This is a genomic window from Pseudomonas sp. USTB-Z (genome assembly GCF_019691255.1).
Taxonomy (GTDB): domain Bacteria; phylum Pseudomonadota; class Gammaproteobacteria; order Pseudomonadales; family Pseudomonadaceae; genus Aquipseudomonas; species Aquipseudomonas alloputida.
This window is the reverse complement of the sequence record NZ_JAECZP010000003.1, coordinates 15730-37639: the sequence shown is the minus strand read 5'-3', so window position 1 is coordinate 37639 and position 21910 is coordinate 15730. Positions and strand designations below refer to the sequence as shown.

Sequence of the window (21910 nt, the reverse complement as noted above, 5' to 3'; positions counted from 1 at the left end):
CTGGGCTATGGTGGCGAACGTATTCGCAAACACGCCACAGGGAGCCCGGCATGCGGCCTTTCACCATCAAGCACATCGACCACCTTGTGTTGCGGGTCAGCGACCTGCCGCGCAGTGTTGCCTTTTACACTGAGCTGCTCGGCTGCACCGTCAGCCGCGTGCGCGAAGACTTGGGCATGGTGCACCTGGCCACGGGCACGGCGATGATCGACCTGGTAACCCTGGATGGCCCGCTGGGGCAGCCAGGCGGAGCTGCACCGGGCGTGGAAGGGCGCAACCTGCACCATTTCTGCTTGCGCATCGAGCCGTTTGACGAGGCCGCGTTGACGGCCTATCTGGAAGCCGCCGGGGTAAAGGTGGAGCCTGCCGAGAAGCGTTATGGTGCCGAAGGCGAGGGGCTTTCGCTTTACTGCTACGACCCGGACGGTAATCAGGTCGAGTTGAAGGGGCCGGTAATGCCTGGCGGTTGAAACCGCCCCCGCCAAAATCGTCAGCCAACCCGATATCGCCCAGCACCCGGTGCTGCCGTGTAGTCCAGGCCGTCTTCTTGTGCAGGGCCTGGCGGGTGGATATCCAGGCAATCCCGATTATGCTTCATTTACCTTGCTGCGATCCGAGGCGGGCCGCCTCGTCGTGCTTCGCGCAAACAAAGCAAGCTCAAGGGCCTGGGTGCGACGGTGAAGTGGTTGTGAGGTGCTCCGGCCTGCATGACAACATGACGGAGGCAACCCATGGCGGTTCTCGACAGCGCATCCACGGGCAGCAGCGCGCCCCAACGCGGCATCACCAAGGAGGAGCGCAAGGTCATCTTCGCCTCATCCCTGGGCACGGTGTTCGAATGGTACGACTTCTACCTGTACGGCTCACTCGCCGCGATTATCGCCAGGCACTTCTTCGCTGGCGTCAATGAAACCACCTCGTTCATCTTTGCCTTGCTGGCCTTTGCCGCCGGCTTTGCCGTCCGACCGTTCGGCGCCATCGTGTTCGGTCGCCTGGGCGACATGATCGGGCGCAAGTACACCTTTCTCATCACCATTGTCATCATGGGCTTGTCCACCGCAGTGGTGGGGCTGCTACCGGGCTACGCCACGATTGGCGTGGCCGCGCCGATCATCCTGATCACCCTGCGCTTGCTGCAGGGGCTGGCGCTGGGCGGTGAGTACGGCGGCGCGGCCACCTACGTGGCCGAGCATGCGCCCAAGGGCCGACGCGGCTTTTTCACCGCCTGGATCCAGACGACTGCCACCCTGGGGCTGTTCCTGTCGCTGCTGGTGATCATGGCCTGTCGCACGGCCATGGGGACGGAAGCGTTCGAGGCCTGGGGCTGGCGGATACCGTTCCTGCTGTCGATTCTGCTGCTGGCGATTTCGGTGTACATCCGTCTGCAGTTGAACGAGTCGCCGGTATTCATGAAGATGAAGGCCGAGGGCAAGGCATCCAAGGCGCCCCTGACCGAATCGTTCGCCCGCTGGGACAACCTCAAGGTGGTGATCATGTCGCTGCTCGGCGGCACCGCCGGCCAGGCCGTGGTGTGGTACACCGGGCAGTTCTACGCGTTGTTCTTCCTGTTGCAGACGCTCAAGATCGAGCCGCAGACCGCCAACCTGCTGATTGCCGGTTCACTGTTGATCGGCACACCATTCTTCATTTTCTTTGGCAGCCTGTCCGACCGAATTGGCCGCAAGAAGATCATCATGGCCGGCTGCATCATCGCTGCACTGACCTACTTCCCGATCTTCAAGGCGCTGACCGAGTACGGCAACCCGGATGTATTCGTTGCCCAGGAGCAGAACCCGGTGGTGGTGGTGGCCGACCCGGGCCAATGTGCATTCCAGTTCGACCCGGTGGGCAAGGCCAAATTCACCAGCTCTTGCGACATTGCCAAGAGCCTGCTGGCCAAGCGCGCCATCCCGTATACCAATGAAGCGGCGGAGCCCGGCAGCGTGGCACAGATCCGCATTGGCGAACGGGTATTGCCGAGCTTTGATGGCAGCAGCCTGGCGGCGGCGGACTTCAAGGTGCAAAGCGAAGCGTTTACCGCAACCCTGAGTGGTGCTTTGAAAGAGGCGGGCTACCCGGAAAAGGCCGATCCGGCGAAGATCCACTACCCGATGGTGCTGTTGCTGCTGACCATTCTGGTGATCTACGTAACCATGGTCTACGGGCCGATTGCCGCCTGGCTGGTGGAGCTGTTCCCGGCGCGCATCCGCTACACCTCGATGTCGCTGCCTTACCACATCGGGAATGGCTGGTTCGGCGGCTTCCTGCCGACCGTGGCGTTTGCCATGGTGGCAGCGACCGGGGATATCTATTACGGCTTGTGGTACCCGATCGTGATTGCCGTGATGACGGCGGTGTTGGGGATCTTCTTCCTGCCGGAGACCAAGGATCGGGATATCACTCACACCTGAAGGTCGAGTTTGCCTGTGCTGGCCCCTTCGCTGTAGGAGCGGGTTCACCCGCGAAAGGATCAGCACAGGCCTCGAATGCAGTGTAGGAGCGGGTTCACCCGCGAAGAGGCCGGCACAGGCCTCGAATGGTGTGTAGGAGCGGGCTTGCCCGCGAAGAGGCCGGCACAGGCGATCAATCAGTCGAAGTAGCCACGAAGCCCGAATGCATACCCGGTATCCACAGCTGTCGCCTCACCCCGGCTCCAGCGCTTCTTCAGCACGAACTCGAATGCCGGCTCGTACAACCCGTCGCGCACCAGTGCCCCCGCCAGCACCTCCACGTCGTACCAGCCATTGTCCAGTTCGATGATCGGCCGCCCTGGCACCTGGTAACGCGCCATCAGGTCACCCAGGGTCTTGGGCGTGAAGTGCTGCAGGATGCGCCAGGTGTACAGCATCAGCGCACCGTGCTCGATCCGCAGTACATAGCCATTGCGCCGGTGCTTCAGGCGGCTGCCGGCCTCGCGCAGGGCCGGTGTGTGGTTATCGAGGGTGAACAGGATGCGGTAGGGCAGGTTGTCGACACCGGCCAGCGGCAGCACGATGCCTTCGCGCACCGCCTGGTCGCCCCTGTCACCGTGGGTGAACGCACCGGCCAGGTCGTCGGGCAGTTGATGGTCTTGCTTGAAGCGCTCGAGCAACTGGATATCGCCGAGCAGAAAGTAGTCGACCAGGTCGTTGAGCACTTCGCTGAATTCGTGGCGCATCTTTTTTCCTTGTGGGTGCGCATTGGGGTAAGGGCAACCGGCTAGTGCTTCTGGGCAATCTGGATCAAGTTGCCGCACGTGTCATCGAACACCGCCACGGTAACCGGCCCCATTGGGGTGGGTGGCCGGATGAACTGCACACCGGCTGCACATAGCCGGGTGTATTCGGCCTGGATATCGCGCACGCCGAACGAGGTGGCGGGGATGCCATCCTGCTTGAGCGCGGCCTTGTACACCTTGGCCGCCGGGTGCGCGTCGGGTTCCAGCAGCAGTTCGACGCCATTGGGGTCGTTGGGCGAAGTCAGGGTCAACCAGCGGTGCCGGCCCATGGGGATGTCGTGCCTGGGCTCGAAACCGAGTACGTAGTGGTAGAAAGCCAGGGCCTTGGCCTGGTCGTCGACGAGGATGCTGGTGACCACGATCTTCATAAGCACACACCGTTTACCTGGGGCCGATGACTATCAGTAAAGACGTTCGGGCGTTTTTGACCAGTGGTTGCAGTGCCACGGGGGCCCGTTACAGGTGCAAGCGTGGTGCGGCGCCGGTTTACGCAGGCCTGTGAGACGAGGTACTGGCAGACCCTACAAAAAACCTGTTCAAGGCATAGGTAAATCCTTCAGCGCTCAGCCCCCGCAGAGCGGCAGCCAAGGGTAAAGTGTGAGGCATGATCCCAGCCTGCCCAGACCCGCGTCAGAGAGGTACCCTGTGGCTGCCTATACCTTGCGACAACTGAAGTACTTCGTCACCACCGTGGAAGCGGGCAGTGTGGCCGAAGCGTCACGCCAGCTGTACATCGCCCAGCCGTCCATCTCCACGGCCATCAAGAGCCTGGAGGAAAGTTTCGGTGTGCAGCTGTTCATTCGCCACCACGCCCAGGGCGTGTCATTGACGCCCAGTGGCAAACGCTTCTATGCCAAGACCAAGTCGCTGCTGCAGATGGCCCATGAGTTCGAACAGAACGCCCTGGCCGACAACGATACCGTCGCCGGGCAAATCGACATTGGCTGTTTCGAAACCGTGGCGCCACTCTACCTGCCGCGCCTGATCGCCGGTTTTCGTCAGCGCTACCCGGGTGTGGACATTCGCCTGCGCGACGGTGAACAGCAGGACCTGATCCAGGGCCTGACCGCCGGAACATTCGACCTGGCATTTCTCTATGACCACGACCTGGATGGCACCATCGAGGCCGAGCCACTGATGCCGCCGCAGAAGCCCTATGTGCTGCTACCCGAGAACCACCGCTTTGCCGGCCAGGCCCAGGTCTCGCTGCGCGACCTGTGCCCGGAGCCGATGATCCTGCTGGACGTGGCCCCTAGCCGCACCTACTTCGTCAGCTTGTTCAACGAGATGGGCCTGGCACCGAACATTGTCTTCAGTTCGCCGTCGATCGAGATGGTGCGCGGCATGGTCGGTCAGGGTTTCGGTTTTTCGTTGCTGGTAACCCGTCCGCACTCGGAATACACCTATGACGGCCAGCGCCTGGCAATGCTCGACATTGCCGAGCCGGTGGCGCTGTCGGGGCTGGCTGCGGCGTGGTTGAAGCGAGTCCAGCTGACCAAGCCGGCGCAGTTGTTCGTGGAGTTTTGCCGGGAAGAGCTGGCGAAGTTCTGAACTGAGCACGCCATGCTACCCCGGCAGGAGGCGCATGGCGTGGCATTGCTCAGGGGCTGACCTGATAGCCGCGCCCCTGCAGGCAACCGCTGTAGGCACTGGCATGGGCCTGGGTTTTGGCTTCGTCCTGGCCGCGCCGGTCCTGGCGCCGGTCCTGACGCTGGCGCATGCCACCGACCGCGGCTCCGGCGGCGGCCACTTCGCCAGCACGGTTCTGCCGGTATTGCTGTTTGGCATCGTCACCCACCCGGTCATACAACGCGTCATGCTGGTTGCCGCGCACCTGCGCGCCTACAGCACCGGCGGCGGCACCCGCAGCTGCACCGCGAACCCGGCCACCGACATGGGGGTCGCTGGACGTCGCCGTGCCGTTTGCGGCATTGGTGGCGACGGTATTGCAATCGTTGATATCCAGTTGCATCTGCTGGCTGCTCTGGCCCTTGAGCGGCACCACCGACTGCGCCTGGGCGGCCGATGCTGCGCACAGCAGCATCAACAGGTAACTCCACGTGAACGTACGCATGGCACACCTCCACCGGGCGGAAAGCCCGCCTCACAGGATAGTTCGCCTTTGAGGTCGTGATGGAAGTTTTGCCCAGATGGTCTACACCGGATATCAGACGCCGTTCCGATTAGCCTCTTGGCCTGATCCAAGGCTACCTGCGGGCAAACCATGAGCCAGACGCAAGATCTGATCATCTGCGAGTATTGCGACACGGTGTACCACCGTGCACCGCTGCTCAAACATCAACGTGCCCTTTGCCAGCGCTGTGGCGGCGTGCTGTACCGGCACAGGTCACTGACCATCGAGCAGCGGCTGGCATTGAGTGTGACTGGCGGTGTCCTGCTGGTGTTCGCCAACTATTACCCGGTGATGACCATCGGCATGCAGGGGCTGACCCACTCGGCCACATTGTGGGACGCCGTGCAGATCCTCAGTCACGGCAGTATCACCTTCATCGCCCTGGTCATGGCGCTGTCGATCATTTTTGCGCCGCTGCTGCAAATTGCCCTGTTGTGCTGGGTGTTGAGTTTTGCCCTTGCCGGTCAGCGTGCCCCCGGCTTTGCCCTGTGCATGCGTGGCCTGGAAAGCCTGCGGCCCTGGAGCATGCTGGAGGTGTGTCTGCTGGGGGCGATGGTGGCGGTGATCAAGCTGGCGGGGCTGCTCGATGTGATCCCCGGTATCGGCCTGCTGGCCCTGGCCGCACTGAGCATGTTGATCATCCACATTGCCGGCAAGGACATCCGCGATTTGTGGGAACAGGTATGACTGTCCCAGCCATGGCGCACGACCTTGGCTTGTGTCTGTGCCATGGCTGTGGCCAGGCATGCGACACGCGCAGTGGCGCGCACACCTGCAACCGTTGCGGCGCCGTCATTCACCGGCGCAAGGCCAATGCCATCAGCCGTGGCTGGGCGTTTCTGCTGGCCGCACTGATTTTCTACATTCCCGCCAACCTGCTGCCGGTGATGCACACCGAAATGCTCGGCAGTGGTACAGAAAGCACCATTGGCGGTGGCGTGCTGGAGTTCTGGGAAGCCGGGGCCTGGGACATCGCGCTGATCATTTTCATTGCCAGCGTGGGTGTGCCCGCCATCAAGTTCTTTTCCCTTGGCCTGCTGCTGTTCACTGCCCAGCGTGGTTCTTCCTGGGCCTGCCGGCAGCGTTCGCAGCTGTACCGCTTCGTCGAGCTGATCGGCTATTGGTCCATGCTCGATGTGATGGTAGTGGCGTTGGTGGCTGCGCTGGTGCAACTGCGCGGGCTGGGCACCATCGAGCCGCGTGTGGGCATTCTGTTTTTTGGCATGGTGGTAGTGCTCACCATGTTCTCTGCGATGAGCTTTGATCCACGCTTGATCTGGGATAGCCATGCCAACGAGGGGAGGCCGCATTGATGGGGCAACAGACTGACAAGCGCGAGGGCCCTGAGCAGGTTGAAGTGCGCACCCGACGTTGGAGTGTGTCGCTGGTATGGATCGTGCCGATCCTGGCGATCCTGATCGGCGCTTCGCTGGTGGTGCGCAACTGGATGCAGCAAGGGCCGGTGATTACCATTTCTTTCCACAGTGGCGAGGGATTGGTGGCGCACAAGACCCAGGTAAAATACCGCAGCGTGGTGATTGGCGAAGTGACCACGGTGGACTTGGCCGACGACAAGAGGAGCGTGGTGGCCAAGGTTCAGCTCTCCAACGATGCCCGTTCGTTTGCTACCCAGGGGGCGCGCTTCTGGGTGGTGCGACCGCGCATCGGCGTGGGCGGGGTTTCCGGGGTGGACACGCTGCTTTCGGGCAGTTTCATCGGGGCCGATTCAGGCGAGTCGAAGGTGCCGGAAAAGTCCTTTGTCGGTCTGGAACTGCCACCGCCGATCACCTATGACGAAAAGGGCAAGCGTTTCGTTCTTGTCGCCAGCGACCTGGGCTCACTGGATATCGGCTCTTCGATCTACTACCGCAAGATCCCGGTGGGCGAAGTGGTGTCCTTTGCCCTCCAGGGCGATGGCAAGGGGGTAGAGATTGGCGTGTTCGTGCAGGCGCCCTACGACACCTTCGTCACTGCTGACACGCGCTTCTGGAATGCCAGTGGCATCGACATGCAGATCGGTGCCAATGGCCTGAAGGTCGATACCGAATCGCTGTCGTCGATTCTGGTGGGCGGGTTGGCCTTCGGCTCGCCCGATTTCGCCGCGCAAGCCGAGCCTGCTGCCGACCAGGCCCGCTTCCAGCTATTCGCGGACCGCGACATGGCGCTGTCGCCTCCGCATGGCCAGGCGCAGTACCTGCAGTTGCGCTTCGACCAGGCCATGCGTGGCCTGTCGGTGGGCGCGCCAGTGGAATTCAAGGGGGTGGAGTTTGGCCGGGTCACCTCGATCCAGCTCGATTACGATGCTACGCGGCAGAGCTTCCCGGTAGTGGTCGATGCGGTGATTTACCCGCAGCGGCTAGGGCCGGTGCACCGCAAGATGCTGGCGGTGTTCAAGCACACCGAGGGTGATATGGAAGGGGCGCGGAAACTGATTGGCACGTTTGTCGAACATGGGCTGCGGGCCCAGGCGCGTAGCGGCAACCTGATCACCGGGCAGATGTTCATTTCGCTGGACTTCTACCCGGATGCCCCCAAGGTGACCTTCGACATGGCTGCCAACCCCATCATGATCCCGACGCTGCCCGGCAGCCTTGAGCAGTTGCAGGAACAGCTGCAGCGGGTGATGGAGCGCATTGCCAAGCTGCCGCTGGAAAGCATCGCCGGTAACCTGGACGGTAGCTTGCGTGAGCTGCGCGCCAGCCTCAGGCAGTTCAATGGCCAGACGCTGCCGGAGGTGAAGGTGGCGCTGGACGAGGTGCACAAGACCCTGCGCACGGCCAACTCGGCCATTTCCGAAGATTCGCCGCAGCGCGAGCGAATGGGCGAAACACTGGACGAGCTGGAGCGCATGTCGCGGTCGCTACGTGACCTTGCCGACTACCTGGGCCGCCACCCCGAGTCGCTCATTCGTGGCCGGCCGAAAGCGGCCGGCCCCGCAGACCTTGAACCCTGAGGAGACAGCCGATGCAACGACTGCGCAATGTATGTGTGGCCAGCCTGCTGGTGTGGCTCGGGGGCTGCAGCAGTACGCCGAACAACTACCACACGTTGGTACCGAGCGAACCGGTACGTGACAGCGGCCAGCGCATCCAGGTGGTCAGGGTGGCTGTGCCGCCCCAGGTCGACCGCCCACAGTTGGTGGTGCGGCAAGGGCAGAGCGGCCTGGCCATCCTGGAGACGGAGTGGTGGGGCGCCAACCTGGTGGATGAATTCCGCAGCGCCCTGCAGGACCTGTTGGGCGGCCCGGCAGGCGGTGGCAAGGCGTCGCTGCGGGTGGATGTGCAGCGCTTCGACACGGTACCAGGGCGCTATGCCTCGCTGGAGGCGGTGTGGCGCCTGAAGCAGCAAGGGCAGGCCGAGCTGACCTGCCGTACGTCTGTGCAGACTGCCGCGGACAACAGCATCACCAGCCTGGTGAATGCACACCAGGCCAACCTGCGCAAGTTGGCCGAGGCGGTGCGGGGGAGTGCCCTGCAGGGTAGCTGCCGGGCATGAACCGGCCTTATTACTGCCGGGTGCTGGCTGTTTCCTGTGCCCCGTCGGCCTTGTCCTGCGGCAGCTGATCGAACTCGCGCAAGCCATCCTTGCGGTACGGGTCGCCGATCCAGCGTGGTGCTACCACGAACTGTGGGCTCACCAGGCTCTTGGCCGGTTCATAGCGGTCGTAGCTCAATCCGGCCAGGTCTGACAGGGTATGGATCAGATGCGAACTGCTGTAGGGGCGGTTGGCCATTGCCTGCAAGTCACGCGGGTGTTCGGCCTGCCAGCTAGGCGAGGTCCACAGCAGGAACGGGATGGTGTACATCGGCCGGGTCGGTGCGCCTTCATTGCGCCCCAGGCGGTCGTGGTCACCGGAGCTGTACACGTCTTCACCATGATCGGACAGGTACATCAGGAACCCGTTGGGGTTGCCTGCCGCATAACGCTTGATCAGGGTCGACACCACATAGTCGTTGTAGCGCACCGCGTTGTCATAGAAGTTGTAGGTTTCTACCTGGTCCGCCGTCAGCTTGGCTGGCACACCTTGCTTGTCGTTGAAGTGCGCATAGTCGTCCGGGTAGCGGTAGCGGTAGTCCATGTGCGTGCCCAGCAGGTGCACGATGATGAACTTGTTGGGCGCAGGGTCTTGCAGGGCTTTCTCGAACGGTGCCAGCACCACGTCATCGTACTGGCTGGCATTCTGGTTGCGCTGGTTGTTCAGGTACACCGGCGCGTCTGTTTGCTGCGAGAAGGTGGTGAGCATGGTGTTGCGCTTGGTCAAGGTCTGCTGGTTGGTGATCCAGAAGGTCTTGTAGCCTGCCTGTTTCAGCAGGTTGATCAGCGACGGGTCGCTGAGGAAGCGGTCCGGGTTCTGCTCGTCGCCGAACGTGAGAATCTGCTGCATCACTTCGATGGTGTACGGGCGCGGCGATACCACGTCGCGGAACACGGTCAGGCCCTTGTCGCTGGCGGCCAGCGCGTCGAGGTTGGGCGTGGTATCGCGGTTATAGCCATACAGGTGCATGTGCTCGCGGGTGGTCGACTCGCCGAGCACCAATACCAGGGTGCGTGGCGCTGTACCACTGCTGTCTCGCAGGTTTTGCAGCGGTGGCAGTGCGGCATTCTGGGCCAGCAGTTTCTGCATGTTGTCCAGTTGCTGGCGGTACTGTCGGTAGCCGACCAGCAACTGCCAAGGGACGGCCGGCTCCATTCGCTGCTGCACTTTTTCGAGCGCATCGGCGAAGTTGCGCTCCTGGGTGACCATCTGCTTGTAGAACGGCATGACCAGATTGGCCACCAGCAATAGCACGACCACCGGCAGTCGGCTGCGCAGCGGCAGGCTGACCGGGCGCACGCGTCGCCACAGCATTACCGCGACCAGCGTGTACAGCACCAGTGCCAGGCCCAGCCCCACGCTGAAGTATTGGCTGAAGTACTCACCAGCCTCGGCGGTGTTGGACTCGAACATCACAAAGATGACGCTTTGTGAAAATTCCTGGCGATAGATGCCGAAGTAGCTCAGGCCCACCAGCGATGCAGCCCACAGCACCAGACCAATGATTGCCGCGGTGGCGCGGGTGAAGCGCGGCAGCAACAGGACGGGCGCCAGCCATAGGCTGCTGAGGAATAACGCATCGCGAAAACCGGCGAAGCCGGTCGTCCCGCTGAACAGCAGCAGCGCCTGGGTTACACCGGAGAAATACCAGAAGAACAGCAAGAGCCAGCCGAGCCCGGCCCAGTCCACGCGCTTGTGCGCGGCGGGGGATGTAGTGTTTGACACGTATGCCTCGTCGTACCTTGGCGGCCAGCGGTTGTGCGCGTGACCGGAAAGGGCGTGACGCTAATCTGCGGACTGTGAAAAATACGTCAACGCGTTGAATCCTGTGACCTGCGTGGCCGTAGCAGGCATAAGCTGGGCTGTTCACTGCGCTTTCCCAGGCTGCCGGGGTATGATGGCGGCAGCGAAACGTCCTGAAAGGCCCCGTAGAGTATGAACCGTCGTAAGAAGATCAAGCAGCTATTGCAGGCGCATGCCAAAAAGGCCAGTGCCAAACTGGCGCCACGCAAGCCCAAGTACATCTGCAAGGCGGACCGCTTGAAGATGGAGGCAGAGGCGGCGGGGGAGGCTCCGCAGCTGGCCGACTGACACTGCCCCTAAAACCGATCGCTTGGGCTTCAACGGCGGTAGTAATGATGCGCGTCATGATGACGCTGGCGCATGGCGCGCTCATGGCGGCGCTCCCAATCACGGCGCCGTTCCCAGTCGCGCCGCCGCTCCCAGTCCCGGCGGGCTTGTTCACGCCGCCACTGTTCGCGGCGCCAGTCGCTTCGGTGGTCGTGCCAGCGATCGTCATCATGCGCCAGGAGGGTGGCTGGCTGTTCAACGGCCACGCTGGCCACGCTCGACCAAGGGTTGCCGGCTGGCTTTAACGGTGACTGGACAGCCGGTGAAACCGGTTCGGCGGCTTTCATTTGCGTTGCCGATGCCGTGCCCACCGCCGCGAGCGAGAACAGGCCGAGCAGCACCAACCTTGCGACATGTATTTTCATGAGCGTAGCCAACCTCTGATAACGAATGAGCCATCTGGCCAGCAGGTGTGGGGCGAACCTTGTCTCGCGTTCCGCTACCTTTCTGTGCCTCACACATAGACAGGGAATCAAGAAAAAGTTCGCTACAGCAACAACTTGAAGAACTTTGCCGGGGTGGTTGGCGCTGTGCAGTAGCCGCCGTGAGTGCCCCACTGGACAGTCATAGGCCTGCAAACACCTCACGCAAATGCCGCCGGTAACTGTCGAACGCAGCAATCGCCCCTTTCACCACCTCTGCTTCTTCCTGCTCCCCCAGCACCAGGCTGTCCAGCCTGGCAACAAATGCGCGCCAATGCAGCGCTCGGCCATCCGGGTGGGGGGCCAGGTGGCGGGCGCCCTTGTCACCCTCCAGCCCAAGACGTTGCGTGTGCTTGTAGAGAAACGCCGCCCCCAGGTTCGAGCCTTCACTGCAATACAGCCATCCCAAGGCCTGGGCCGAGCTGACACAGACCGGTTGGGTGGACGTTGGCAGCGACAGGCCCAGGTCGCGCAGGTCGGCCTCGACTGCCGCAAAACGTGACAGCGCCGCCAGCCCCGGCAGTTGCTGGTTGAGCTGTTCATCCTGATACAACGCCAGCAGGCTGCCATGAAAGCGGTGCTGCACCTGCAGGAAACGACCATAACGCTCGCGGTTCTCGAAGGGCCGCGCTGCCATTACCAGTTGATCGACGCTGTCATGATCCCTGCTGCTGGCCGCTTTCAGGCGTTTGCAGCGGCTTGGTTCGGTGAAGGGGGAAGTTACAGCGGTCATCGGCGTATCCGTGGCAATAGAGCAAGGTCCCCATGATGCTTGCCATCCTTGGCAAGCATCAAGCGTCACACGCCCGACCTGACCGAGTTCGCAATGATGGAGCGCAAGGTCGAGGCTCATTTATCATGGCGGCTGCCTTTACCATTGCCAAGGATACTTGCCATGAGCGCCCTTCAGTTCCGCACCCCCGTTCCCGCCGATGCCGAGCGTTGCTACGCCATCGAAATTGGCGCCTATGAAGGGGATGAGGCGGCCACGCTGGAGAAAATCCGCACGCGTATCACGCAGTACCCACAAGGCTTCCTGGTGCTGGAAAGTGACGGCGAGATCGTGGGTTTCATCAACAGTGGCTGCGCCCACGAGGTCGTGATGTCCGACGAGGCCTTCAAAGAGCTGGTCGGCCATGACCCGGCGGCAGCGAACGTGGTGATCATGTCGGTGGTTGTAGACCCGGCCCACCAGGGCAAAGGCTACGCCAAACTGTTGATGAACGAATTCATCGGGCGCATGCATGCGGCGGGCAAGCAGACCATTCACCTGATGTGCAAGGAGCAGCATGTGGCCCTGTACCAGAAGCTGGGCTACCGATACGTGAAACCGTCGCCGTCGGACCACGGCGGCATGGCCTGGCATGAGATGGTCATGGGCCTTTGAGTGAACGTGAAATCGTAGTGTGCGCTACCCGCAGCTTCTAGCCACGCACCCGGCTTTCCTCATGGGAAAACAGGTAACGCTTTGATTGACGTTGGTGGCTTGCTGCCTTTGTTCTCTATGTGACAGCGCAGCCCAAAGGGCTGCGCATGACCTTCATTCAACCCGGCGATGCCGAACTGATGCCTGGCCTCAAGTGCCACTGACCAGCTGATGGGCCAGCTGGTTGTGGCGTTCCAGTACGCGCGGCAGGTCGACGGTGGCCAGCTGGCCGTCTTTCACCACGACGCGGCCGTTGATCACGCTGGTATGCACCTGGGTCGGGGTGCAGAACACCAGTGCCGCCAATGGGTCATGGTGGCCGCCGGCATACGCCACATGGCCCAGGTCGAAGGCGACGAAATCGGCGACCATGCCCGGGGCCAGGGCGCCGATATCATTGCGGTTGAGCACTTTCGCGCCACCCAGGGTGGCAATCTCCAGTGCTTCGCGTGCGGTCATCGCGTCAGGGCCGAAGCCCACCCGTTGCAGCAGCAGGGCCTGGCGCACTTCACCGATCATGCTGGCGCCGTCGTTGGAGGCAGAGCCATCGACCCCCAGGCCCACCGGTACGCCGTGGTCGCGCATCTTGCGTACCGGGGCGATGCCCGAGGCCAGCCGCATGTTCGAGCATGGGCAGTGGGCGACGCCGGTGCCGGTGCGGGCGAACAGCTCAATGCCGTGCTGGTCGAGCTGCACGCAGTGTGCATGCCATACATCATGGCCGACCCAGCCAAGGTCTTCGGCGTACTCGGCAGGGGTCATGCCGAACTTCTCGCGGCTGTAGGCGATGTCGTTGACGTTCTCGGCCAGGTGGGTGTGCAGCGACACCCCATACTGGCGCGCCAGCACGGCAGCTTCGCGCATCAGGTCGCGGCTGACCGAGAACGGCGAGCATGGCGCGACCACGATGCGGCGCATCGAGCCGTGGCTGGCATCGTGGTAGTCCTCGATCAGGCGTTGCGATTCCTTGAGGATGTCGGCTTCCTTTTCCACCACCGCGTCAGGTGGCAGGCCGCCTTGGCTCTGGCCCACGCTCATGCTGCCGCGCGCGGCATGGAAGCGCATGCCGATCTCGGCCGCCGCGTGGATGCTGTCGTCGAGCTTGCAGCCGTTGGGGTAGATATACAGGTGGTCGCTGGAGGTGGTGCAGCCGGACAGGATCAGCTCGGCCATGGCGGTCTGGGTCGACACCGCGATCATCTCGGGGGTCAGGCGCGCCCAGATCGGGTACAGGTTGGTCAACCAGTTGAACAGCTCGCCGTCCTGAGCTGCCGGTACCACGCGGGTGAGGCTCTGGTACATGTGGTGGTGGGTGTTGACCAGGCCTGGGATGACCACCTTGCCGGCCATGTCCAGAACCACGTCGGCGTGCTGCGGGAGGGTTTCGCTGGGGCCGACTTGCTTGATCAGGTTGTCTTCGATGAACAGGCCGCCGTTCTTGATTTCGCGGCGTTCGCCGTCCATGGTGACCAGCAGTGCGGCGTTTTTGACGAGGAGCGTTTTTGCAGGGTTTGTAGATGACATGGTGCAAGCCTGCGCAATACGCATCGGCGATTACCGATGTCATAGGCGCTCGGTATTGTAAGCAAGCTTTTTACTGATTGTATACAGCTCGAAGTACCCGTGCCGGCCTCTTGGCGGCTTGAGCCGCGAAGAGGCCGGCACGGGTTGCAGCCATGAAAGATCACACCGCCTCGCGGCTGCTCACACCCTCCAGCAACCGGGCAATCCCCAGCGGGTTAGCGTTTTTCAACGCATCCGGCAGCAGTGCGTCCGGGTAGTTCTGGAAGCACACCGGGCGCAGGAAGCGGTCGATGGCCAAGGTGCCGACCGAAGTGCCGCGGGCGTCGGAGGTGGCCGGGTAGGGGCCGCCATGCACCATGGCATCGGAAACCTCCACGCCGGTCGGGTAGCCATTGAGCAGCAAGCGCCCGGCCTTGCGTTCCAGCAGCGGCACCAGTGAGGCAAAGGCGTGCAGGTCGTCAGGTTCGGCAATCAGGGTGGCGGTCAGCTGACCTTGCAGGTGACGCAATGCTTCGGCCAGTTGCTGGGCATCGGCCACTTCAACCACCACGGTGCAAGGGCCGAACACTTCTTCCTGCAACAGCGGGTCGCCATTGAGCAGCAGGCTCACGTCGGCTTTGAACAACTGCGGCTGAGCCTGGTTACCCGTTTGCGGTTGACCGGCCAGATGCTGGATACCCGGGTGCGCCAGCAAGTGCTGCACAGCGTTCTGGTAGCTGCGCAGGGTGCCCGCGTTGAGCATGGTCTGCGGGCTCTGGTCGGCCATGCGTGCCACCAGCGTTTGCAGGAAATGCTCGAAGTGTGGCGACCGGATACCCACCACCAGGCCCGGGTTGGTGCAGAACTGCCCACAGCCCAGCACCACCGAGGCGGCCAGCTCGGTCGCCACCTGCTCACCGCGAGCCTGCAGAGCCTGCGGCAGCACGATCACCGGGTTGATACTGCTCATTTCGGCGAATACAGGGATCGGCTGCGGGCGCGCTGCGGCCATGTCGCACAGGGCGCGGCCACCGCGCAGCGAGCCGGTAAAGCCGACCGCCTGGATGGCTGGGTGCTTGACCAGCGCTTCGCCCACACCGGCACCGTAGATCATGTTGAAAACGCCTGCCGGCATGCCGCTGCCGGTCACTGCACGGTCGATGGCCGCGGCCACATGGGCCGCAGTGAGCATGTGCCCGCTGTGTGCCTTGAACACCACCGGGCAGCCGGCGGCCAGCGCCGAAGCGGTGTCACCGCCAGCGGTGGAGAAGGCCAGAGGGAAGTTGCTGGCGCCGAACACGGCCACCGGGCCCACGCCGATGCGGTACTGGCGCAGGTCCGGGCGCGGCAGTGGGGTGCGCTGGGGCAGGGCGCGGTCGATGCGTGCAGCGTAAAAGTCGCCACGCCGTACCACCTCGGCAAACAGGCGCAGCTGGTTGCTGGTGCGGCTGCGTTCGCCGCGGATGCGTGCTTCAGGCAGTGCGGTTTCGCGCATCACGTCCTGGATGAAGTCATCACCTAACGCGTCCAGTTCGCTGGCGATCGCGTCGAGAAAAGCAGCGCGCTGGTCCGGGCGGGTGCTGCGGTAGCTCGGGTAGGCCGCCTCGGCGGCCTGGGCGGCGGCCTCGACTTCGTTGCCGGTCGCCTGGTAGAAGGCGTAGGGCAGTGCTTCACCGGTGTGGGCGTCGAGGCTGTGCAGCAGCACGTCACCGTGGCCACTGAGCTGGCCGGCGATGTGGTTCAGGCGGTGTTCGATGGACATTTCGTTTCCCGTTGGCAATGACAATCGTTGGTCAGGACTGTAGGGGGGCGAACGGGGGGCTGAATAATGATTAATCCGGATCGGGTGATAACGAACAGTTATCACCCGGGTTCTCGCGATGCCCGGCAGGAGCGGTCACGCAAGGCGTCAGGGCTCACTCGGCCATCTGCAACTCTGGCAGCTTCACGCGCAACGCCCGGGTCAGCCCCAGTAGCACCAACAGGCCCAGGCCCATCCAGCACAGGCCGATGGTGAACGACAGGCTGGTCAGGCTGCTCCATAGCCACAGCGTGCTGAGAAAGCCCAGGCCGGGAATGGCGCCGTACAGCAGGCAGTTGCGGCAACCGCGCAGTTTCTGGTCCACCAGGTAGTGCTTGACCACCGCCAGGTTCACCGCCGAAAAGGCGAACAGTGCGCCAAAGCTGATCATGTTCGCCACGGTATCCAGGGTGATCACCAGGGCGATCAGCGACAGCAGGCTGACCACCAGGATGGCAGTGGCCGGCACGCGCTTTTTCGTCACCAGCTGGCCGAATGCCCGCGGCAATGCGCCGTCACGGCCCATGGCGAACAGTACGCGCGACACGCTGGCTTGGGACACCATGGCCGAAGCGAAGCAGCCGGCCACGTAGGTCGCGGTGAAGGCGGTTACCAGCAGCTCGCCGCCCACCCGGCGCATCACGTCGACCGACGCCGAATCCGGATCGGCGAAGCTGCCCCAATCGGGGAACACCATCTGTGCGCAATAAGACACCACCAGAAACAGCAGGCCGCCGATCAACGACACCGCCAGAATCGCCACGGGAATGCGGTAGGTCGGGTTACTGGTTTCCTCAGCCATGGTCGACACCGCATCGAAGCCGAGGAACGACAGGCACAGCACGGCGGCGCCGGTCATGATCAACGGCACGCTGAAGCCTTCGTGGTGCAAGGGGGCCAGCAGCGACACCGGCTCCGCCTGTCCGCTGAGCTTGAGAATGGACAGGGCGACGAAGACGATGATGAACACCAATTGCACCACCACCAGGATCCAGTTGACCCGGGTGATCGACTCGATGCCGATCAGGTTGAGGAAGGTGACCAGGGCAATGGAGCCCGCCACCCACACCCAGGCATGGATGGTCGGGAAGTATTCCGACATGTAGATGCCGATCAGCAGGTAGCTGAGCAGCGGCAGAAAGATGTAGTCGAGCAGCAGTGTCCAACCGGTGATGAAGCCGATATGGCTGCCGAAGGCCTTGCGCGTGTAGGTGTAGACCGAGCCGGAGTAGGGGTGGGCCTGGACCATGCGGCCGTAACTGTAGGCGGTCAGCAGCATGGCGGCGAGCGTGAGCAGGTAGGCGGTGGGCAGGTGCCCTTTGGTCATCTGGGTGACCAGCCCGTAGGTGGTGAATACGGCCAGGGGCACCATGTAGGCCAGGCCAAACAGCACCAGGGCGGTCATGCTCATGGACTTGCGGAAGCGGCCGGTGCTGGTGCCGGGTTGCGAGGGTGCATGCGGGGCGGGGCTATGGGCTGTACTTGTTGTTGTATGCATTGCTAACTCCTGAAAAGGGATGCAGGACACCGCGGCAGGCGAGCAGGCTCGCGACCGTTAGGTGCTGTGCAAGGAGGTCGAGCGGAAAGCTCGCAGCGCTGGGGCGGGTTGATGCTCCCACACCCTGCAGGTACCCGGAATCACCCTTTGGGGTGAGCGGCCACTGCCCTTGCCCGGCTCACCCCAAAGGGTGATTCCGGTGCCTGCAGGCCCGTGGGAGTATCTGCTCAACGACGCACCGCACTGGCGGCGGTGCCACTGAGAAGAAACGGCAGGCTTACAGTGACTAATCAATTGCTTTCAGCACAATGGTTCGAGCACCAGGCCAAGGTCACCGAGGCGATTGGCCGACCGGGCTTTGCCGCCAGCCTGTTTGCTGCACTGGGTGTGATACGGCCGATCCAGGCGACCACGGTGTACCTGTACCCGCACGACGGCATGCCCTGTGCGCTGTTCGAGCAGGATGACAAGGCACCTTGGCAGCCCGAAGGCAATGTCAGCCGCTACCTGTCGGGTTTCTACCTGCTTGACCCGTTCTACGGTGCTTGTGTGGAACAGGTCGAATCCGGCTGCTACGGCCTGTTCGAAGTGGCGCCCGATCACTTCGAGGTCAGCGAATACTACCAATCGTTCTACCGCCACTCGCACCTGGAGGATGAGCTCAACTACATCCTGCAGGTGGCGCCCGGGCAAAGCCTGGCGGTGTCGCTGGCCTTCACCGACAAGCTGGATGAGCAAAGCCGCACGCGGTTCGGGCTCATCACGCCTTGGGTGCTGGCGGTACTCGGCAAGCATTTTGCCGGGCTGGACAGCCGCGCAGGCCGCTTCGAGAACATCCTCGAGCAACGTATCCATGCCGCGCTGAACAACTTCGGCAGCTCGCTGCTGACCGAGCGTGAATGCCGTATCGCCCAGTTGATCCTGCGTGGTCACTCGACCAGGTCGCTGGCCGAGCGGCTGGGGGTGTCGGAAGACACCATCAAGTCGCACCGCAAGAACGTCTACGTCAAGCTCGACATCGGCACTCAGTCCGAACTGTTCTCCCTGTTCATCGACGCACTGGCCAATGCCCAGGGCGTGCTGGGCAAGGACCCGCTGGAAAGCTACATGGGCAAGCTGCGCTGAGCGCCAGCTACCCTGCAACCCCACCGCAAAGGAAAACCAACAATGAACGCGCCTTTCGCCCCGCAACGCCAGACCCGTGACTACCAGGCAGCCGATGCCGCCCACCACATTCATGCCTTCCTCGACCAGAAGGCGCTGAACGCCGAAGGGCCGCGGGTGATCGTCGGGGGCGAACGCCTGCACCTGTGGGACAGCGAGGGCAAGCGTTACCTGGATGGCATGTCTGGCCTGTGGTGCACCCAGCTCGGTTATGGCCGTCGTGACCTGACGGCCGCCGCGGCCACGCAGATGGATCAGCTGGCCTACTACAACATGTTCTTCCACACCACCCACCCGGCGGTGATCGAACTGTCCGAGTTGCTGTTCAGCCTGCTGCCGGGGCACTACAGCCACGCGATCTACACCAACTCCGGCTCCGAGGCCAACGAGGTACTGATCCGCACCGTGCGCCGCTACTGGCAGGTGGTTGGCCAGCCAGGCAAGAAGGTCATGATCGGCCGCTGGAACGGCTACCACGGCTCGACCCTGGCGGCCACGGCGTTGGGCGGGATGAAGTTCATGCACGACATGGGCGGGCTGATTCCGGATGTGGCACACATCGACGAACCTTACTGGTACGCCGAGGGCGGTGAACTGACCCCGGCCGAGTTCGGCCGCCGCTGCGCCCTGCAGCTGGAGGAAAAGATCCTCGAACTGGGTGCCGAGAACGTTGCCGGCTTCATTGCCGAACCCTTCCAGGGGGCCGGCGGCATGATCTTCCCGCCGGAAAGCTACTGGCCGGAAATCCAGCGTATCTGCCGCCAGTACGACGTGCTGCTGTGCGCCGATGAGGTGATCGGTGGCTTTGGCCGCACCGGCGAATGGTTCGCCCATGAATACTTCGGCTTCGAGCCCGACACCCTGTCGATTGCCAAGGGCCTGACCAGCGGCTATGTGCCCATGGGTGGCCTGGTGCTGAGCAAGCGCATTGCCGAGGCGTTGGTGGAACGCGGCGGGGTATTTGCCCACGGCCTGACCTATTCCGGCCACCCGGTGGCGGCGGCAGTGGCCATCGCCAACCTGAAGGCGCTGCGTGACGAAGGCATCGTGCGCCAGGTGAAGGACGACACGGGGCCGTACCTGCAGCGCATTCTGCGCGAAGTGTTTGCCGATCACCCATTGATCGGCCAGGTGCAAGGGGCCGGGCTGGTGGCGGCGCTGCAGTTCGCCGAGCACAAGCCGACGCGCAAGCGCTTTGCCAACGAGAACGACCTGGCCTGGCAGTGCCGCACCTTTGGTTTCGAGGAAGGGGTGATCATTCGCTCGACCCTGGGCCGGATGATCATGGCCCCGGCCTTGATCGCCAACCACAGCGAGCTGGATGAGCTGGTGGAGAAGACCCGGATAGCCGTAGACCGCACGGCGCGGCTGGTCGGCAAGCTCTAAGCCTTCTGGGGGCGCTTCGCGCCCCGATCGCGACGCAAGGCCGCTCCCACAGCAATCGCGTCGCTTGCAGGGGCAACGCTGTTCTTGTGGGAGCGGCCTTGTGTCGCGATTGGGCTGCAAAGCAGCCCCGGCGATCCATCCGTGGGACGACGCCCCCATCCAAAAGATTGCTCCCATGCTTACCAGGAGTACACATGTATACCCTCGAATTCTGGCAACAACGCGCTTCGGATCTGTACCTGCCATCCCAGGCGCTTATCAGCGGCAAACCCGTCAACGCACAGGATGGCGCCACCTTCGCAGCCATCAACCCCGCCACCCACAACGTAATGGCACAGGTTACCGCCTGCGGCCAGGCCGAGGTCGACCTGGCCGTCGCCAGCGCCCGTCGAGCCTTCGAGCACGGCCCCTGGCCGCGCATGGCGCCGGGCGAGCGCAAGAAGGTGCTGTTGCGCCTGGCCGAGCTGATCATGGCCCATCGCGAGGAGCTGGCCCTGCTGGACTCGCTGAACATGGGCAAGCCGGTGATGGACGCCTACAACATTGACGTGCCGGGCTCGGCACATGTGTTCGGCTGGTACGGCGAAGCGCTGGACAAGCTGTATGACCAGGTGGCGCCCACTGCTGCCAATGCGCTGGCCACCATCACCCGCGAAGCCCTCGGCGTGGTCGCGGCTGTGGTGCCGTGGAATTTCCCCCTCGACATGGCCGCCTGGAAGCTGGCCCCGGCGCTGGCTGCCGGTAACAGCGTGGTACTCAAACCCGCCGAGCAATCACCGTTTTCGGCACTGCGCCTGGCCCAACTGGCGCTGGAAGCAGGGTTGCCGGAAGGCGTACTGAACGTGGTGCCGGGCCTGGGCGAGCAGGCCGGGCAGGCGCTGGGCCTGCACCCGGATGTGGACTGCCTGGTCTTCACCGGCTCCACCCAGGTGGGCAAGTACTTCATGCAGTACTCGGCGCAGTCCAACCTCAAGCAGGTGTGGCTGGAGTGCGGCGGCAAGAGCCCGAACCTGGTGTTCGACAACTGCCAGGACCTGGACCTGGCTGCGGAAAAGGCCGCCTTCGGCATTTTCTTCAACCAGGGCGAGGTGTGTTCGGCCAACTCGCGGCTGTACGTGCAGCGTGCCATCCACGATGAGTTCATCGAGCGCCTGCAGGCCAAGGCTCGCCAGTGGCTGCCCGGTAACCCGCTGGATCCGGCGAGCCGCGCCGGGGCCATTGTCGATGCCGAGCAGACCGGCCGCATCGAGGCCGCCATCGTGCGTGCCGGGCAAGAGGGCGCGCGATTGGTGTGTGGCGGCCGACGCCTGACCGTCGAAGGTTCGGACAACTACATCGAGCCGACCATTTTTGCCGGTGTCGAGGGCCGTATGAGCCTGGCGCGGGAGGAGGTGTTCGGCCCGGTGCTGGCGGTCAGCGCCTTCGACACCGAAGAAGAAGCGGTGCGCCTGGCCAACGACAGCATCTATGGCCTGGCAGCCTCGGTGTGGAGCGACGACTTCAACCAGGTGCACCGGGTAGCGCGTGCGTTGAAAGCCGGTACCGTATCGGTGAACACGGTCGATGCGCTGGATGTGACGGTGCCGTTCGGTGGGGGCAAGCAGTCGGGGTTTGGCCGCGATCTGTCACTGCATTCGTTCGACAAGTATTCGCAGCTCAAGACCACCTGGTACCAGTTGCGCGGCTGATGTCCT

Annotated in this window: 21 protein-coding genes; 12 read left to right on the top strand and 9 right to left on the bottom strand. The window is 63.1% G+C overall.

The window, feature by feature from the left end; translation table 11 throughout:
* The first annotated feature begins 50 nt into the window (after positions 1-50).
* Together I8746_RS04175 and I8746_RS04170 are read left to right on the top strand one after the other, a co-directional pair.
* On the top strand, positions 51-470 hold the full coding sequence (locus I8746_RS04175) for a VOC family protein (protein WP_012052822.1): 420 nt from the start codon (positions 51-53) through the stop codon (positions 468-470).
* A gap of 261 nt (positions 471-731) precedes the next feature.
* On the top strand, positions 732-2411 hold the full coding sequence (locus I8746_RS04170) for an MFS transporter (protein WP_012052821.1): 1680 nt from the start codon (positions 732-734) through the stop codon (positions 2409-2411).
* 176 nt (positions 2412-2587) lie between these two features.
* On the opposite strand, the gene I8746_RS04165 is transcribed toward I8746_RS04170, so the two are convergent.
* Together I8746_RS04165 and I8746_RS04160 are read right to left on the bottom strand one after the other, a co-directional pair.
* Entirely contained in the window at positions 2588-3157 is a 570-nt protein-coding gene (locus I8746_RS04165; protein WP_221100186.1) for a hypothetical protein, read from the bottom strand.
* Between the two features lie 41 nt (positions 3158-3198).
* On the bottom strand, positions 3199-3585 hold the full coding sequence (locus tag I8746_RS04160) for a VOC family protein (protein WP_003250815.1): 387 nt from the start codon (positions 3583-3585) through the stop codon (positions 3199-3201).
* A gap of 277 nt (positions 3586-3862) precedes the next feature.
* Here I8746_RS04160 and I8746_RS04155 point away from each other — a divergent pair, with 277 nt between their 5' ends.
* Positions 3863-4768, top strand: coding sequence for a LysR family transcriptional regulator (locus I8746_RS04155; protein ID WP_019751912.1), 906 nt, complete (start codon positions 3863-3865; stop codon positions 4766-4768).
* A 49-nt stretch (positions 4769-4817) separates the two neighbouring features.
* On the opposite strand, the gene I8746_RS04150 is transcribed toward I8746_RS04155, so the two are convergent.
* The gene (locus I8746_RS04150) at positions 4818-5291 is read right to left on the bottom strand and encodes a YMGG-like glycine zipper-containing protein (RefSeq protein ID WP_003250819.1); all 474 of its coding nucleotides are present in this window, start codon (positions 5289-5291) and stop codon (positions 4818-4820) included.
* Between the two features lie 150 nt (positions 5292-5441).
* On the opposite strand from I8746_RS04150, the gene I8746_RS04145 reads away from it, so the two are divergent.
* The 4 genes from I8746_RS04145 to I8746_RS04130 are packed head-to-tail and all read left to right on the top strand — an operon-like array spanning position 5442 to position 8846.
* Positions 5442-6038 carry a paraquat-inducible protein A gene (locus tag I8746_RS04145; RefSeq protein WP_014860839.1) on the top strand — a complete coding sequence of 199 codons (597 nt, stop codon included), beginning with the start codon at positions 5442-5444 and terminating at the stop codon, positions 6036-6038.
* The gene (locus I8746_RS04140) at positions 6035-6664 is read left to right on the top strand and encodes a paraquat-inducible protein A (protein ID WP_012052818.1); all 630 of its coding nucleotides are present in this window, start codon (positions 6035-6037) and stop codon (positions 6662-6664) included. The genes I8746_RS04145 and I8746_RS04140 overlap by 4 nt, the downstream gene beginning before the upstream one ends.
* Positions 6664-8304, top strand: coding sequence for an intermembrane transport protein PqiB (locus I8746_RS04135; protein ID WP_221100185.1), 1641 nt, complete (start codon positions 6664-6666; stop codon positions 8302-8304). Before I8746_RS04140 ends, I8746_RS04135 begins: the two co-directional genes overlap by 1 nt.
* Positions 8305-8315: 11 nt before the next feature.
* Entirely contained in the window at positions 8316-8846 is a 531-nt protein-coding gene (locus I8746_RS04130; protein WP_004575415.1) for a membrane integrity-associated transporter subunit PqiC, read from the top strand.
* A 10-nt stretch (positions 8847-8856) separates the two neighbouring features.
* On the opposite strand, the gene I8746_RS04125 is transcribed toward I8746_RS04130, so the two are convergent.
* Positions 8857-10611: a phosphoethanolamine transferase CptA gene (locus I8746_RS04125; protein WP_221100184.1), complete on the bottom strand. Its 1755-nt coding sequence runs from the start codon at positions 10609-10611 to the stop codon at positions 8857-8859.
* A 210-nt stretch (positions 10612-10821) separates the two neighbouring features.
* Between I8746_RS04125 and I8746_RS04120 the strand changes: the two genes are divergently transcribed.
* On the top strand, positions 10822-10977 hold the full coding sequence (locus tag I8746_RS04120; RefSeq protein WP_003250831.1) for a DUF2986 domain-containing protein: 156 nt from the start codon (positions 10822-10824) through the stop codon (positions 10975-10977).
* A gap of 29 nt (positions 10978-11006) precedes the next feature.
* Here the strand turns inward: I8746_RS04120 and I8746_RS04115 are convergent, their stop codons facing one another.
* Together I8746_RS04115 and I8746_RS04110 are read right to left on the bottom strand one after the other, a co-directional pair.
* Positions 11007-11381 carry a hypothetical protein gene (locus I8746_RS04115; protein ID WP_014860835.1) on the bottom strand — a complete coding sequence of 125 codons (375 nt, stop codon included), beginning with the start codon at positions 11379-11381 and terminating at the stop codon, positions 11007-11009.
* Positions 11382-11580: 199 nt separating this feature from the next.
* On the bottom strand, positions 11581-12171 hold the full coding sequence (locus I8746_RS04110; protein ID WP_070095728.1) for a biliverdin-producing heme oxygenase: 591 nt from the start codon (positions 12169-12171) through the stop codon (positions 11581-11583).
* 162 nt (positions 12172-12333) lie between these two features.
* On the opposite strand from I8746_RS04110, the gene I8746_RS04105 reads away from it, so the two are divergent.
* Positions 12334-12825 (top strand): GNAT family N-acetyltransferase, encoded by a 492-nt coding sequence (locus tag I8746_RS04105; protein WP_012052813.1) that lies wholly within the window; start codon positions 12334-12336, stop codon positions 12823-12825.
* Between the two features lie 189 nt (positions 12826-13014).
* Here the strand turns inward: I8746_RS04105 and I8746_RS04100 are convergent, their stop codons facing one another.
* From I8746_RS04100 to I8746_RS04090, 3 genes are all read right to left on the bottom strand, one after another.
* Positions 13015-14388 carry an 8-oxoguanine deaminase gene (locus I8746_RS04100; protein ID WP_221100183.1) on the bottom strand — a complete coding sequence of 458 codons (1374 nt, stop codon included), beginning with the start codon at positions 14386-14388 and terminating at the stop codon, positions 13015-13017.
* A 160-nt stretch (positions 14389-14548) separates the two neighbouring features.
* Entirely contained in the window at positions 14549-16129 is a 1581-nt protein-coding gene (locus I8746_RS04095) for an aldehyde dehydrogenase (NADP(+)) (RefSeq protein WP_221100182.1), read from the bottom strand.
* Between the two features lie 154 nt (positions 16130-16283).
* Entirely contained in the window at positions 16284-17666 is a 1383-nt protein-coding gene (locus I8746_RS04090; RefSeq protein ID WP_012052810.1) for an APC family permease, read from the bottom strand.
* 282 nt (positions 17667-17948) lie between these two features.
* On the opposite strand from I8746_RS04090, the gene I8746_RS04085 reads away from it, so the two are divergent.
* From I8746_RS04085 to I8746_RS04075, 3 genes are all read left to right on the top strand, one after another.
* Positions 17949-18791, top strand: a complete 843-nt coding sequence (locus I8746_RS04085; RefSeq protein ID WP_221100181.1) for a helix-turn-helix transcriptional regulator — start codon at positions 17949-17951, stop codon at positions 18789-18791.
* 42 nt (positions 18792-18833) lie between these two features.
* Positions 18834-20216 carry an aspartate aminotransferase family protein gene (locus I8746_RS04080; protein ID WP_004575424.1) on the top strand — a complete coding sequence of 461 codons (1383 nt, stop codon included), beginning with the start codon at positions 18834-18836 and terminating at the stop codon, positions 20214-20216.
* A 194-nt stretch (positions 20217-20410) separates the two neighbouring features.
* On the top strand, positions 20411-21904 hold the full coding sequence (locus I8746_RS04075; protein WP_221100180.1) for an aldehyde dehydrogenase: 1494 nt from the start codon (positions 20411-20413) through the stop codon (positions 21902-21904).
* Positions 21905-21910 lie beyond the last annotated feature (6 nt).